We start from the raw sequence: 13242 nt of genomic DNA on the forward strand, positions 1-13242 counted from the left end.
GGACACACGCCCCATGACAGCGTTTCGCGGCACCTACACGGTGCTCATTACCCCCATGACCGCCGATGGCCGCGGTGTCGACGTTCCGGCGCTGCGCAAGCTGGTCGACTGGCAGATCGAAGAGGGCATCCACGGCCTGATCCCTCTGGGAAGCACCGGGGAATTTCTGTCGCTCACGCCCGATGAGCGGCAGCTGGTGATCGAGACGTGCGTGGAGACGGCAGCAAAACGCGTGCCGGTGTTGATCGGCACCGGTGCGGAGTGGACTGACGAATGCGTGCGGCTGAGCCGCGAGGCCGAGACCATGGGCGCCGACGGCGTAATGATCATTCCGCCCTTCTACAGCACCCCCACCGACGACGAGCTGTTCGCGCACTACCGCAAGGTGGGCGAGGCCATCGGCATTCCGATCATGGTCTACAACAACCCGGCCACGGCCAACGTCGACCTCAAGCCCGAGCTGGTGGCGCGCCTCTCGCGCATCGACAACTGCAAGTACATCAAGGAGTCGACGCTCGAGGTCACACGCGTGCGCGACATCATCGAACTCTGCGGCGACCGCATGACGGTGTTTGCCGGCATCCTGGGTTACGAGTCGTTCTGGCTCGGCGCGCAGGGCTGGGTGGCGGTGTGCTCCAACCTGATCCCGAGGATGTCGGCGCGGCTGTTCGAGCTGGTGGCCGACGAGCGCGACATGCCCGCGGCGCTCGCGCTCTATAAGGAGATGCTGCCGATCGTTCGCTGGGTCGGCGGCCACCGCTATGTCGCGGCCTCGAAGGACGGCCTCACGATGATGGGCCTGCCGGTCGGCCAGCCGCGCGCGCCGCGCCTGCCGCTGCCCGAAGCCGACGCCGCGGATCTGCGCCAAGAACTCGCCCGGCTCGGGTTGCTGGATTCGATCCGCGCCTGAGGCCGCGCCGGAACGCCAGCCGTTGCTTCACGTTTCCCAGTTCGCTACCCGTTCGTTCAATCTCAGGAGGACCACACCATGAAACTGCTACCCGCTCTCGCGTCGGCAACGGCACTCTTCATCTTCGGCGCAGGCACCGCGTATGCGCAGGCCTGCAAATCGCCCGTGCCGGACTCGGCGCTCGTGAAGAAGGGCACGCTGATCATGTCGGTCAACCCGACGCTGCCGCCGATGCAGTTCGTCGACCAGACCGGCGCGCTCAAGGGCATGCGCGTGGAACTCGGGGAGCAGATCGCCAAGCGCCTGTGCCTCACGCCCGAATACATTCGCATCGAGTTCTCGGCCATGATCCCGGGCCTGCAGGCGGGCCGCTGGGACGTGATCAACACCGGCATCTTCTACACCGACGAGCGCGCCAAGCTGATGCACATGGTGGTCTACGAAGACCAGGCGATCAGCATCAGCACCCCCAAGGGCAACCCGCAGAAGATCACCAAGGTCGACGACCTCGCGGGCAAGAGCATCGGCGTGGAGATCGGCGGTTTCGAGGAGCGCAAGGCGCGCGAGCTCGACAAGCAGCTGACCGAGAAGGGCCTGAAGGGCATGAACATTCGCACCTTCGAGAACTTCGCGATGGCCTATCAGTCGCTGCGCGCAGGCCAGGTCGACGTGGCCCTGTCGATCGACTCGACCGGCGCCGAATACCAGAAGCGCGGCGACTTCGACCGCGTGCTGCATGGCCTGTTCCCGACGCCCGTGGCACTGGCCGCGCGCAACAAGGACCTGTCGGCCGCCATGGCCAAGGTCATGAACGACATGAAGGCCGATGGCAGCTTCCAGAAGCTGTTCGACCAGTACGGGGTCAAGGCCATCGACGGCACGGTCGTCGTCAAGGGCCCCGCGGGTTGAGCCGCAGCGCCATCGCCGTAGAGCCAAAGCGCACACAAAAGGAACATTCATGGGACAAGGCTGGAGCTGGTCGGGCTTCTTCGACTATCTGTTCAATCCGTACCTGCTCAACGGCGCGGTCACCACGCTGTGGCTCACGCTCGTGGCCATTGCGGGCGGGCTCGTGCTGGGCTTTCTGCTGGCGCTCGCGCGCCTGTCGCGCCACCGCTGGCTGAACGCGCCGGCGCACTTCTACATCTGGGTGTTCCGCGGCACGCCGCTCTTGGTGCAGCTGATCATCATCTACACCGGGCTGCCGCAGCTCGGGCTCAAGCTCTCGGTGATCGAGTCGGCGCTCGTCGGGCTGATCCTCAACGAGGCCGCCTACCTGGCGGAGATCGTGCGTGGTGGCATCCAGTCGATCTCGACCGGGCAGACCAACGCGGCGCGCGCCGTGGGGTTCAGCAGTGCGCAGACCATGCGCTACATCGTGATGCCGCAAGCCATGCGCCTGATCGTGCCCACACTGGGCAACAGCATCAACGGACTGCTCAAGACCACCTCGATCACTTCGGTGATCTCGATGGAAGAGCTGCTGCGCCGCACGCAGGTGCTGATCCAGGAGAAGTTCATGGTGCTCGAGCTCTTTATCGTGGCGGCCATCTACTACCTGCTGCTGACCACCGCCTGGGACTTCATTCAGCGCCGCATCGAGCGCTACTACGGCCGCGCCTACGGCAATGCCAGCGCACCGGCCATGCCCCCTGAACCCGCGCTCGAGCAGCGCTGACAAACGCCCGCTTCTCATGAGCACCAGCTACGACCTGATCCTGCGCAACGCCGACATCGCCACGGTGGGCGACCGCTACAACGCCGACATCGGCGTGCGCGACGGGCGCGTCTGCGCCATCGCCCAGGGCCTGGAGGGCAGCACCGCACGCGAGATCGATGCGCGCGGCCGGCTGGTGACGCCCGGCGGCGTCGACGGCCATTGCCACTTCGACCAACCGACGAACGACGGCTCGCGCTTCGCGGACGACTTTCTTTCGGGCACGCGGTCGGCCGCCTGCGGCGGCACCACCACCGTGCTGCCGTTCGCGGCGCAGCAGAAGGGCCACAGCATCCAGGAGGCCGTGGACGACTACCACCGCCGCGCCGAGGGCAAGGCGGTGATCGACTACGCCTTCCATCTGATCGTGGCCGATGCCACGCGCGACGTGACGCAGCGCGAGCTGCCCCAGCTGATCGAGAAGGGCTACACCTCCTTCAAGATCTACATGACCTACGACGATCTCAAGCTCGACGACCGGCAGATCCTCGAGGTGCTCGCGACGGCGCGGCGCCATGGCGCAATGACGATGGTCCATGCCGAGAACAGTGACTGCATCGCCTGGCTCACCGAGCAGCTGCTCGAGGCCGGGCTCACCGCGCCGCGCTACCACGGCAGCTCGCGGCCGATGGCGGTGGAGCGCGAGGCCACGCACCGCGCCATCGCGCTCGCGGAGCTGGTCGACACGCCGATCCTGATCGTCCACGTCTCGGGCCGCGAGGCGGTCGAGCAGATCCACTGGGCGCGCGGGCGCGGCCTGCCGATTTTTGCCGAGACCTGCCCGCAATACCTGTTCCTGAGCGCCGAAGACCTGGGCATCGACCCCGACGACCCGATGCATGGCGCGCGCTGCATCTGCAGCCCGCCGCCGCGCGACAAGGCGAACCAGCAGTTCATCTGGAACGGGCTGTCGAGCGGGCTGTTCACCATCGTCTCGTCCGACCATGCGCCCTTCAACATGGGCGGCAGCGACGGCAAGCGCGTGGCCGGCGACGACGCATCGTTCGACCGCATCCCCAACGGCATTCCGGGCGTCGAGACGCGGCTGCCGCTCCTGATGAGCGAAGGCGTGCTGAAGGGTCGCATCGACGTGCATCGCTTCGTCGAACTCACCGCGACCAATCCGGCGCGGCTCTACGGCCTCTACCCGCGCAAGGGCACGATCGCCGTGGGAAGCGACGCCGACTTCGTGGTCTGGGACCAGTTCGACGAAGGCGCGGAGAAAGTGCTCGCCAACGAGATGCTGCACCACGATGCCGACTACACGCCCTACGAAGGCATGAAATTGCGCGCCTGGCCGGGCCTCACCATCTCGCGCGGGCGCGTGGTGTGGCAGGACGGCGTCTTCCAGGCCGAGCCGGGCTCGGGGCAGTTCTTGCCGTGCCTGCGCCCGCGCGCGCCGAACGCCGGCAATCCGCTGGACAAATGGCTCTGACCGCGCGGGCGCGGCGCGCCATGCCCTGCTAAGCTCGATCGCCCTTCGTGGCTTTCGCCTATCTCCGCATGCCCAGCCTTCCCAGTCCCACGCAACCCGCCACCATCACGATCGCCCCGTTGGAGGTGCGCTCCGCCAGCCTCGCGGAGCAGGCCTACGAACGGCTGCGCATGCTGATCCTCGACCGCCAGATCTCTCCGGGCAGCCCACTGCAGGAGGCCAGGCTGGCCGAAGACCTGCGCATTTCGCGCACGCCCATGCGCGAGGCGCTGGTGCGGCTCGCGGGCGAAGGCCTGCTGGTGCGGCGCGATGCGCGCTCGTATGCGGTGCGGGCGCTCGGCACCAAGGAGTACTTCGACTGCATGCGCGCACGCGAGGTGATCGAATGCGAGGCCATCGCGCTTGCAGTCGGCAAGATCACCGACGCCGAGATCGAAACGCTCGAAGCCGAGATCCGCGCACTCGGCGAGGGCGAGCACAGCGAGACGGAGCACTGGCACTTCGACGACCGCTTCCACCTGCTGATCGCCAACGCCAGCGGCAACGTGGTGTTTCCGCGGCTGGTGGAAGAACTGCGCGTCAATGCGCGCCTGTTCCGGCTGCACAGCCCACTGCACCGCCACAGCGAAAACCACGACGAGCACCGCGAAATCGTCGGCGCGCTGCGCACCCGCAACGCTGAAAGTGCCCGTGCGGCCATGCGCGAGCATCTGCGCAGCCTCCAGGAAGACGTCCGGCGCGCGCTGATCGACTGAGCGGCCGGCGCCTACGGCCGGGGGCCGCGCCTACTTGCGCTTGAGCATCTGCGTCACTTCGTCGACGTTGGCCTGGATGCGCTGGCGCACAACCTCGAACGCGTCGGCCTGCGACTTGGCGGCGAGGCCGGCGAGTTCCTGGATGTCGTCCACCGCGCGCTGAAACGACTGCCGACCGAGCTCGTCGAGCTTGGCGAGGTTCTCCTTCGCATCCTTGCCGGGCATGCCCTTGGCCGCGGTCTGCCATTCGCCGATGGCCTGCTTGATCATCTCGGTCTGCCGCTGCACCACCGTCTGCAGGCCCTGGAACGACTTCTCGTTGGCCTGCATCAGCGCCTGCAGGTCCTTGCGGCTGCTTTCCAGCACCTTGCCGGCACCGCCCGTGAGGTCGAGGTCCTGCAGGCGGTCGGCCATGGCCTTGAGGGGGTTGAACATCTCCGCGGCGCCGGGGGGCGTCTTCTTCGTGTCGGTGGCGCTTGCGTTGCTGCTCGCGGTGGTCTTGCGGGGGGCGGCTTTCCTGGCAGTGGCCATGGTGACATCTCCTGTTGCGTCGTGTGAGGAAGAGAGAGAAAGGCTTGGCCGCCCGGGCGGCGAAGTGCCGCCGCCACGATACGCCGGCCGCCCGTTTTTCTCAATGTGGGAAGTCCCGTCGATTGGCCCCGGAAGGCCTCACGCTTACAATCCCCGCTTCCGAGGAGCGTTGCAGCGCCATCAGGCGTGAGGCTCGGACCACATCGCAACCACGCTCATCCGCTGTTCTCGCGGTGAGTCTTTTTTCCCCGAACGCAGTGGCATCTTTCAAACCAGCTTTGTTGGAGTTCTCATGAGCGCTGTTCTCAAGCCCATCCCCGTCTCCTCCGCCGACCAGGCAATCGCCGACCTCTCGCTCGCTGCCTGGGGCCGCAAGGAAATCAGGATCGCCGAAACCGAAATGCCCGGCCTGATGGCCATCCGCGAGGAGTTCTCGAAGGCGCAGCCGCTCAAGGGTGCGCGCATCACGGGCTCGCTGCACATGACGATCCAGACCGCGGTGCTGATCGAGACGCTGCAGGCGCTCGGTGCCGAGGTGCGCTGGGCCTCGTGCAACATCTTCTCGACGCAGGACCATGCCGCCGCCGCGATCGCCGCCGCAGGCACGCCGGTGTTCGCGATCAAGGGCGAGTCGCTGAAGGACTACTGGGACTACACCCACGCGATCTTCGACTTCGGTCCCAAGGGCTCGAAGGGCGAAGGCCCGAACATGATCCTCGACGACGGCGGCGACGCCACGCTGCTGATGCACCTGGGCCAGCGCGCCGAGAAGGATCTCGGCGTGCTCGCCAACCCGGGCAGCGAGGAAGAGCGCATCCTCTACGCGGCCATCAAGGCCAAGCTCGCGGTCGATGCGACCTGGTACACGCGCAAGTCGGCAGAGATCATCGGCGTGACCGAGGAAACCACCACCGGCGTGCACCGCCTCAACGAGATGAGCGCCAAGGGCACGCTGCTGTTCCGCGCCATCAACGTGAACGACTCGGTCACCAAGAGCAAGTTCGACAACCTGTACGGCTGCCGCGAGTCGCTGGTCGACGGCATCAAGCGCGCGACCGACGTGATGATCGCCGGCAAGGTCGCCTGCGTGGCCGGCTACGGCGACGTGGGCAAGGGCTCGGCCCAGGCACTGCGTGCGCTGAGCGCCCAGGTGTGGGTGACCGAGATCGACCCGATCAACGCCCTGCAGGCCGCGATGGAAGGCTACAAGGTCGTCACCATGGAATATGCCGCCGACAAGGCCGACATCTTCGTGACGACCACGGGCAACAAGGACGTCATCACGCACGACACGATGGTGAAGATGAAGGACCAGGCCATCGTCTGCAACATCGGCCACTTCGACAACGAAATCGATGTCGCGTCGATCGAGAAGTACGAGTGGGAAGAGATCAAGCCGCAGGTCGACCACATCACCTTCCCCGACGGCAAGAAGATCATCCTCTTGGCCAAGGGCCGGCTCGTGAACCTGGGCTGCGGCACGGGCCACCCGAGCTTCGTGATGTCGTCGTCGTTCGCCAACCAGACCATCGCGCAGATCGAGCTCTTCACCAAGCCCGACGCCTACCAGGCCGGCAAGGTCTACGTGCTGCCCAAGCACCTCGACGAGAAGGTCGCGCGCCTGCACCTGAAGAAGGTCGGCGCCATGCTCACCGAGCTGACCGACGCGCAGGCCGCCTACATCGGCGTGGACAAGAACGGCCCCTACAAGCCGGACACGTACCGCTACTGATGCGCGCCGACCAGCTGCTGGTGGAACGCGGCCTTGCCGCCTCGCGCTCGCAGGCCGTGCGGCTCATTGCCGGCGGCATGCGCTGGCGCGATGCGGGCACGGCCGACGCATGGCGCACCGTCGTGAAGAACCGCGACGAGGTGCCGGAGTCCGCCGAGCTCGCGCTGGACGATGCGGCCGAGGCGCGCTACGTCTCGCGCGGCGGGCTCAAGCTCGAAGGCGCACTGGCCGTGAGCGGGGTGGACCCGGCCGGCCTGCTGTGCCTCGACGTCGGCCAGTCGACCGGCGGTTTTACCGACTGCCTGCTGCAGCGCGGCGCGGCCCGGGTGGTGGGCGTCGATGTCGGCCACGGGCAGCTGCATGCGAAGCTGCGCGAGGACGAGCGCGTGCTCGCCATCGAGGGTGTCAATGCGCGTGCGCTGTCGGCGGAGGACCTGCTGGAAGAGGGCGAGGATGAGGAAGAGGGCGCCGCAGAGACCGACGCGCCAGCCGAACCGCGTTTCGACCTGATCGTCGGCGACCTGTCCTTCATCTCGCTCACGCTGGTGCTGCCGGCCGTGGTGCAGTTCCTGGCCGCAGACGGCCGCCTGCTGATGCTCGTCAAGCCGCAGTTCGAGCTGCAGCCCGGGCAGGTAGGCAAGGGCGGTATCGTGCGCGATCCGGCGATGTACCAGATCGTCGAGAAGCGCCTGCGCGACGCCTGCGAGGCGCTCGGCCTGCGCGTGGTGCAGTGGTTCGAGAGCCCGATCGCCGGTGGCGACGGCAACCGCGAGTTTTTCATCCATGCCGTCCCTGCGGACGGCGCCTGAGGGGACGCCTGTGCGCCTTCCGCTGAGTTTCGAATTCTTTCCGACCAAGACGCCCGAGGGCGCGGTCAAGCTGCGCGCGGTGCGCCAGCAGCTCTATGCGCGCAAGCCCGAGTTCTGCTCGGTGACCTACGGCGCCGGCGGCTCCACGCACCAGGGCACCTTCGGTGCGGTGCAGGAGATCCTGTCCGAAGGCGTCGACGCCGCCAGCCATTTCTCGTGCATCGGCGCCACGCGCGCCACCGTGCGCGAGCAGCTGGCCGAGCTCAAGGCCATGGGCGTCAAGCGCCTCGTGGCGCTGCGCGGCGACCTGCCGAGCGGCTACGGCGTCGGCGGCGAGTTCATGTACGCGAGCGACCTCGTGGCCTTCATCCGCGAGGAGACCGGCCGCGACTTCCACATCGAGGTGGCCTGCTACCCCGAAGTGCATCCGCAGGCGCGCTCGCCCGAAGCCGACCTTCAAGCCTTCGCCGCCAAGGTGAAGGCCGGCGCCGATTCGGCAATCACGCAGTACTTCTTCAGCCCCGAGGCGTACTTCCGCTTCGTCGACGACGTGCGCAAGTTCGGTCTCGATACGCCGATCGTGCCCGGCATCATGCCGATCACCAGCTCGACGCAGCTCATGCGTTTTTCCGACGCCTGCGGCGCCGAGATCCCGCGCTGGATCCGCTTGCGGCTGCAAGGCTTCGGCGACGACACCGCATCGATCAAGGCCTTCGGCCTCGATGTGGTGACCGAACTCTGCGCGCGCCTGCGCGATGCCGGCGCGCCGGCGCTGCACTTCTACACGATGAACCAGTCGGCGGCGACGCTGGCCGTGCTGGAGCGCCTCGACTGATGGCGTGGGGCGTGCGATCGGGAAACCCGTTGCGCGTCGCGCTCGTCGCCGTGACCTGCGCGCTGGCCGGCTGCGCCATGCCGCCTGCGACAGAAGGCGCGGCAACGACGGGCGAAAAGAGTGAAAGCGAAGTCCGCCTGCTGCCGCTCCAGCGCAAGCTGTCGGTCCCGGCGGGCGCCGCGCCGCGCTCGAACGTGCCGTCGGTTCGGTACGACCTGGCGGTGTCCGAGATGGACGGGCCCGAGGACGACGGCGTGCCGGGCGACAGCGCGCCGCGCAAGATCTTCGAGCGCGGCGGAGCCTCGTGGTACGGCATTCAGTTCCATCGGCGCAAGACGGCCAGCGGCGAACTCTTCGACATGGGCGCCATGACGGCGGCGCACAAGACGCTGCCGTTCAACACCCGCGTCTGCGTGCGCAGCCTCGTCAATGGCAGCGAGGTGCTGGTGCGCATTACCGACCGCGGGCCCTTCACCCAGGGACGCATCATCGACCTGAGCCGCGCGGCCGCCGAGCGCATCGACCTGATCAGCCTCGGCATCAAGCAGGTGGCGCTGACCATCATCGACCAGGACGGCATGCGCTGCGGCGGCGAGTCGGTGGAGCCGGGGGAGACCACGATGGCGCAGGCGCCAGGAACCGATGCTGAAGCGCCGGCCAAGCCGGCGCGCCGCAAGGTGAGCGCACAGAAACGCCGCCGCCCGTAAGGGGCTGCGAGCGGTGCCTCAGCCGCCCGCGTCGAGCGAGAACCCCGCGTTTCGGTCCTGCGCGAGCCGTTCCGCGAGCTGCGGCAGGGCAGCGGCCAGCTGCGGTTTCAGCGTGTACGGCGGGTTGATCAGGAACATGCCGCTGGCAGGCAGCCCAGGGCGTTGGGTCTCGCCCGTGGGCGTGACGCTCAGCTTGCTCGACTTGACCGTGAGCGTGGCGTGCAGCCACGGCTTGCCGGCCTTGGTTGCCAGGGTCTTGAGCCGGCGCGGCAGATCGTGCGCCTCGGGGCGCGGAATGATCGGATACCAGATCGCGTAAGTTCCCGTCGCGAAGCGCTTGAGCGCCTCGGCCGTGAAGTCGAGCACGCGACCGTAGTCGGTCTTCATCTCGTAGCTCGGGTCCATCAGCACCAGCGCGCGGCGCGACGGCGGCGGCAGGAACTTGGTGGCGCTGCCGAAACCGTCTTCGGGCAGCACCGCGATCTGCCGGCCCGCCTCGAGCTGCGCGATGTTGGCGTCGAGCGTGCGGGCATCGGTCGGATGCAGTTCGAACAGCTTGAGCCGGTCGTGGTCGCGCAGCAGGTGCTGCACGATGAACGGCGAGCCGGGGTAGACGCGCGCGCCGCCCTTGGGGTTGAAGTCGTGGATCACGCCGAGGTAGCGCGCGATCGCATCGGCGAGCGGGGCTTCGGCCGCGGCGGCCGGCTTCTTTTTGGCCTCCGCCGCAGGCGCGGCCGCCGGCTTGTCGTTCGGCACCAGCCGCAGGATGCCTTCGGCCGCCTCGCCGCTGGTGCCGGCATAGTCGCCGTCGAGCCGGTACAGGCCGGCGCCGGCATGGGTGTCGACCACGGTGAGCGCGGTCTCTTTCTCGAGCAGGTGCTCGAGCGTGGCAATCAGCACCGTGTGCTTGAGCACGTCGGCGTGGTTGCCGGCATGGAAGGCGTGGCGGTAACTGAACATGGGTCGATGGTAACGGCAAGGCGGTCGCAGGGCAGGTATTTGCCCGCATTGGCCGGTTCTTCGTATAATGGCAGGCTTCGCAGCGTTTCAGTAGTCCCGCGGCGAAGACGCATTTTCCGCTCTGCGGGCATTGTGCAACCCACCTAAGAGATTCCCATCAGAGGAACGCCGACCGTGGAAAAGGGCTCGCCAAACCCTCTTTTCAAGAGAAAACTCATGACCAAAACGTTCAGCGCCAAGCCCGCTGACGTGACGCACGAGTGGTTTGTGATTGACGCGACCGACAAGGTCCTCGGACGAGTAGCCAGCGAAGTTGCTCTCCGTTTGCGCGGCAAACACAAGGCCATTTACACGCCTCACGTCGATACCGGTGACTTCATCGTCATCATCAACGCCGCGCAACTGCGCGTCACCGGCGCCAAGTCCATCGACAAGGTGTACTACCGTCACTCGGGCTACCCGGGCGGCATCAGTGCCACCAACTTCCGCGACATGCAATCCAAGTTCCCGGGCCGCGCCCTGGAAAAGGCCGTCAAGGGCATGCTGCCCAAGGGTCCGCTTGGCTACGCGATGATCAAGAAACTCAAGGTGTACGGTGGTGCAGAGCACCCGCATACCGCCCAACAGCCCAAAGTGCTGGAACTGTAAGGAGCCTTGAGAATGATTGGTGAATGGAACAATGGCACCGGCCGTCGCAAATCGAGCGTCGCCCGTGTGTTTCTGAAGAAGGGCACCGGCAAGATCACGGTCAACGGCAAGGACATCCAAGAGTTCTTCGGCCGCGAAACCTCGATCATGATTGCCAAGCAGCCCCTGGTGCTGACCAACAACACCGAAGCGTTCGACGTCATGGTCAACGTGGCGGGCGGCGGCGAATCGGGCCAGGCCGGCGCCACGCGCCACGGCATCACCCGTGCGCTGATCGACTACGACGCAAGCCTCAAGCCGGTGCTGAGCCAGGCCGGCTACGTCACGCGCGATGCACGTGAAGTCGAGCGTAAGAAGGTCGGCCTGCACTCTGCACGCCGCCGCAAGCAGTTCAGCAAGCGCTGATTCTGTTCGCTGCGAACAAGAACGAGCCGCCTCCGGGCGGCTTTTCTTTTTTCTACCGCGCCTTGGTCCGGCGGCGTTCGACCCCACTTCCAATGGGTGCTCGGTGCCGCCGTCCACCCAGGAATGCGGCATTGCAGTAGCATTGGTTCATTGGCCGCATGTACGGCCCCCAAGGAGTTACCCCCCATGAGCGCTGTTGCCGAAAACATCCAGACCCAAATGCCCGAGCCGATCGTCTTCACCGACAGCGCGGCCGCCAAGGTGGCCGACTTGATCGCCGAAGAGGGCAATCCCGAGCTCAAGCTGCGCGTGTTCGTGCAGGGTGGAGGCTGCTCGGGCTTCCAGTACGGTTTCACCTTCGATGAAATCACCAACGAAGACGACACGACCATGACCAAGAACGGCGTGTCGCTGTTGATCGACGCCATGAGCTACCAGTACCTGCTCGGCGCCGAGATCGACTACAAGGAAGACCTGCAGGGCGCCCAGTTCGTGATCAAGAATCCGAACGCCACCAGCACCTGCGGCTGCGGCTCGAGTTTCTCGGCCTGATCGGCCTTCCGCCGCCTCTCGAAGCCGCCTCCGGGCGGCTTTTTGCTGCGCGGCCTGTGTCAGGCCGGGGCTGAGTGCCCGCGCAGCTCAGGCCGCCGGATAGACCGCGCCGAGTACGCGCGGGCCGCGCGCGCCGGTCACGCTCGCCAGGTTGCCGGGCTCCCGCCGCAGCGTGCAGCGCGCGAGCCAGGCGAAAGCCGCGGCTTCGACCTGCAGCGGCGGCAGGCCGTGCGCCGCGGAGGTGTCGATCGTCACCGCCGGCAGCAGGCCGCGCAGCCGGGCCAGCAGATGATCGTTCAACGCGCCGCCGCCGCAGACGATCAGCAATCTGGTGCCACTGGCGTGGCGAAGCAGGTCGGCGGCGCAGGCGCTCGCGGTGAACGCCGCGAGCGTGGCCTGCACGTCGGCCGGGGCAGCGTCCGCGGCGGCATCGCCGAGGGCCGCGGCGAGCCAGGTGGGGTTGAACAGGTCGCGACCGGTGCTCTTGGGCGGCGGCTTGGCGAAATAAGGGTCCGTTTGCAGGCGTGCGAGCAAGTCCGGCAGCAGCCGTCCGCTCGCCGCCCAGTGGCCGGCGCGATCGAAAGCCTCGCCTGTATGGCGCTGGCACCAGTGGTCCATCAGGGCATTGCCGGGGCCGCAATCGAAGCCGAGCACCGCAGGGCCGGCCGCTGCCGCACGGCTCGCCGGCAGCAGGCTCAGGTTCGAGATGCCGCCGATGTTGAGCACCGCGACCGCTTCGTCGGCGCGACCGAACAGCGCGCGGTGGAACGCCGGCACAAGGGGCGCGCCTTGCCCGCCGGCCGCGAGGTCGCGGCTGCGAAAGTCCGCGACCACGTCGATACCGGTCAGCTCGGCCAGAAGCGAGGGGTTGTTGATCTGCAGCGTGTAGCCGACGCCGTCGAACTCGGTCGGCCGGTGGCGCACGGTCTGTCCGTGGGCACCGACAGCAACGACGGCGCTGGCGGGCGTTGCGCTGTCCGCGAGCAGCCGGTCGACGACTTCGGCGTAAATGCGCGCCAGGCCGCTGCCGGCGAGCGCGGCGCGATGGAGTTCGTTGTCACCGGGGGTGTTGAGCGCCATCAGTTCGGCGCGCAGGTCGGCAGGAAAAGAAGCCGTGGCGTAGGCCTGCACGGCGATGCCTGCGTTCGAGAAGTCCGCCAGGACGCCGTCGACCCCGTCGAGCGACGTGCCCGACATCAGGCCGATGAACAGTTCGGCGGGCATGTCTCGCGGTGAGGCTTCGGCA

The 13242-nt window shown here is 67.1% G+C and carries 15 protein-coding genes and 1 riboswitch; of the genes, 12 read left to right on the plus strand and 3 right to left on the minus strand.

Features of this window, described 5'->3' with window-relative positions; all coding sequences use genetic code 11:
- Positions 1-13 precede the first annotated feature (13 nt).
- The 5 genes from AC3A6G_RS16770 to AC3A6G_RS16790 all read left to right on the plus strand — a co-directional run bounded on the left by AC3A6G_RS16770 (position 14) and on the right by AC3A6G_RS16790 (position 4817).
- Positions 14-910 carry a dihydrodipicolinate synthase family protein gene (locus AC3A6G_RS16770; protein ID WP_487874104.1) on the plus strand — a complete coding sequence of 299 codons (897 nt, stop codon included), beginning with the start codon at positions 14-16 and terminating at the stop codon, positions 908-910.
- 78 nt (positions 911-988) lie between these two features.
- Positions 989-1819 carry an ABC transporter substrate-binding protein gene (locus tag AC3A6G_RS16775; RefSeq protein WP_487874105.1) on the plus strand — a complete coding sequence of 277 codons (831 nt, stop codon included), beginning with the start codon at positions 989-991 and terminating at the stop codon, positions 1817-1819.
- 49 nt (positions 1820-1868) lie between these two features.
- Positions 1869-2588, plus strand: a complete 720-nt coding sequence (locus tag AC3A6G_RS16780; protein ID WP_487874106.1) for an amino acid ABC transporter permease — start codon at positions 1869-1871, stop codon at positions 2586-2588.
- Positions 2589-2604: 16 nt separating this feature from the next.
- Positions 2605-4062: a dihydropyrimidinase gene (gene hydA, locus AC3A6G_RS16785; protein WP_487874107.1), complete on the plus strand. Its 1458-nt coding sequence runs from the start codon at positions 2605-2607 to the stop codon at positions 4060-4062.
- 68 nt (positions 4063-4130) lie between these two features.
- On the plus strand, positions 4131-4817 hold the full coding sequence (locus AC3A6G_RS16790) for a GntR family transcriptional regulator (RefSeq protein ID WP_487874108.1): 687 nt from the start codon (positions 4131-4133) through the stop codon (positions 4815-4817).
- Between the two features lie 30 nt (positions 4818-4847).
- Here AC3A6G_RS16790 and phaP read toward each other — a convergent pair whose 3' ends face one another.
- The gene (phaP, locus tag AC3A6G_RS16795; RefSeq protein ID WP_487862395.1) at positions 4848-5348 is read right to left on the minus strand and encodes a TIGR01841 family phasin; all 501 of its coding nucleotides are present in this window, start codon (positions 5346-5348) and stop codon (positions 4848-4850) included.
- Between the two features lie 156 nt (positions 5349-5504).
- Positions 5505-5572: riboswitch (S-adenosyl-L-homocysteine riboswitch) on the plus strand.
- Between the two features lie 68 nt (positions 5573-5640).
- Here phaP and ahcY point away from each other — a divergent pair.
- Genes ahcY through AC3A6G_RS16815 form a run of 4 tightly spaced genes read left to right on the plus strand, consistent with a single transcriptional unit; the run spans position 5641 to position 9431 of the window.
- Positions 5641-7080, plus strand: coding sequence for an adenosylhomocysteinase (gene ahcY / locus AC3A6G_RS16800; RefSeq protein ID WP_487874109.1), 1440 nt, complete (start codon positions 5641-5643; stop codon positions 7078-7080).
- Positions 7080-7889 (plus strand): TlyA family RNA methyltransferase, encoded by an 810-nt coding sequence (locus AC3A6G_RS16805; protein WP_487874110.1) that lies wholly within the window; start codon positions 7080-7082, stop codon positions 7887-7889. Before ahcY ends, AC3A6G_RS16805 begins: the two co-directional genes overlap by 1 nt.
- Positions 7890-7899: 10 nt before the next feature.
- Positions 7900-8724, plus strand: coding sequence for a methylenetetrahydrofolate reductase [NAD(P)H] (gene metF / locus AC3A6G_RS16810; RefSeq protein WP_487862398.1), 825 nt, complete (start codon positions 7900-7902; stop codon positions 8722-8724).
- Between the two features lie 11 nt (positions 8725-8735).
- Entirely contained in the window at positions 8736-9431 is a 696-nt protein-coding gene (locus AC3A6G_RS16815; protein ID WP_487865069.1) for a septal ring lytic transglycosylase RlpA family protein, read from the plus strand.
- 18 nt (positions 9432-9449) lie between these two features.
- Here the strand turns inward: AC3A6G_RS16815 and AC3A6G_RS16820 are convergent, their stop codons facing one another.
- The gene (locus AC3A6G_RS16820) at positions 9450-10391 is read right to left on the minus strand and encodes a 23S rRNA (adenine(2030)-N(6))-methyltransferase RlmJ (RefSeq protein WP_487862400.1); all 942 of its coding nucleotides are present in this window, start codon (positions 10389-10391) and stop codon (positions 9450-9452) included.
- Between the two features lie 216 nt (positions 10392-10607).
- On the opposite strand from AC3A6G_RS16820, the gene rplM reads away from it, so the two are divergent.
- From rplM to erpA, 3 genes are all read left to right on the plus strand, one after another.
- Positions 10608-11039, plus strand: a complete 432-nt coding sequence (gene rplM, locus AC3A6G_RS16825; RefSeq protein ID WP_013543664.1) for a 50S ribosomal protein L13 — start codon at positions 10608-10610, stop codon at positions 11037-11039.
- Positions 11040-11051: 12 nt separating this feature from the next.
- Positions 11052-11444: a 30S ribosomal protein S9 gene (gene rpsI, locus AC3A6G_RS16830; protein WP_021012545.1), complete on the plus strand. Its 393-nt coding sequence runs from the start codon at positions 11052-11054 to the stop codon at positions 11442-11444.
- A 186-nt stretch (positions 11445-11630) separates the two neighbouring features.
- On the plus strand, positions 11631-11996 hold the full coding sequence (erpA, locus tag AC3A6G_RS16835) for an iron-sulfur cluster insertion protein ErpA (protein ID WP_487862401.1): 366 nt from the start codon (positions 11631-11633) through the stop codon (positions 11994-11996).
- Positions 11997-12083: 87 nt separating this feature from the next.
- On the opposite strand, the gene AC3A6G_RS16840 is transcribed toward erpA, so the two are convergent.
- On the minus strand, positions 12084-13220 hold the full coding sequence (locus tag AC3A6G_RS16840) for an anhydro-N-acetylmuramic acid kinase (RefSeq protein WP_487874111.1): 1137 nt from the start codon (positions 13218-13220) through the stop codon (positions 12084-12086).
- Positions 13221-13242: the final 22 nt, after the last annotated feature.

The sequence above is a fragment of the Variovorax sp. Soil_C_26 genome, assembly GCF_057657075.1.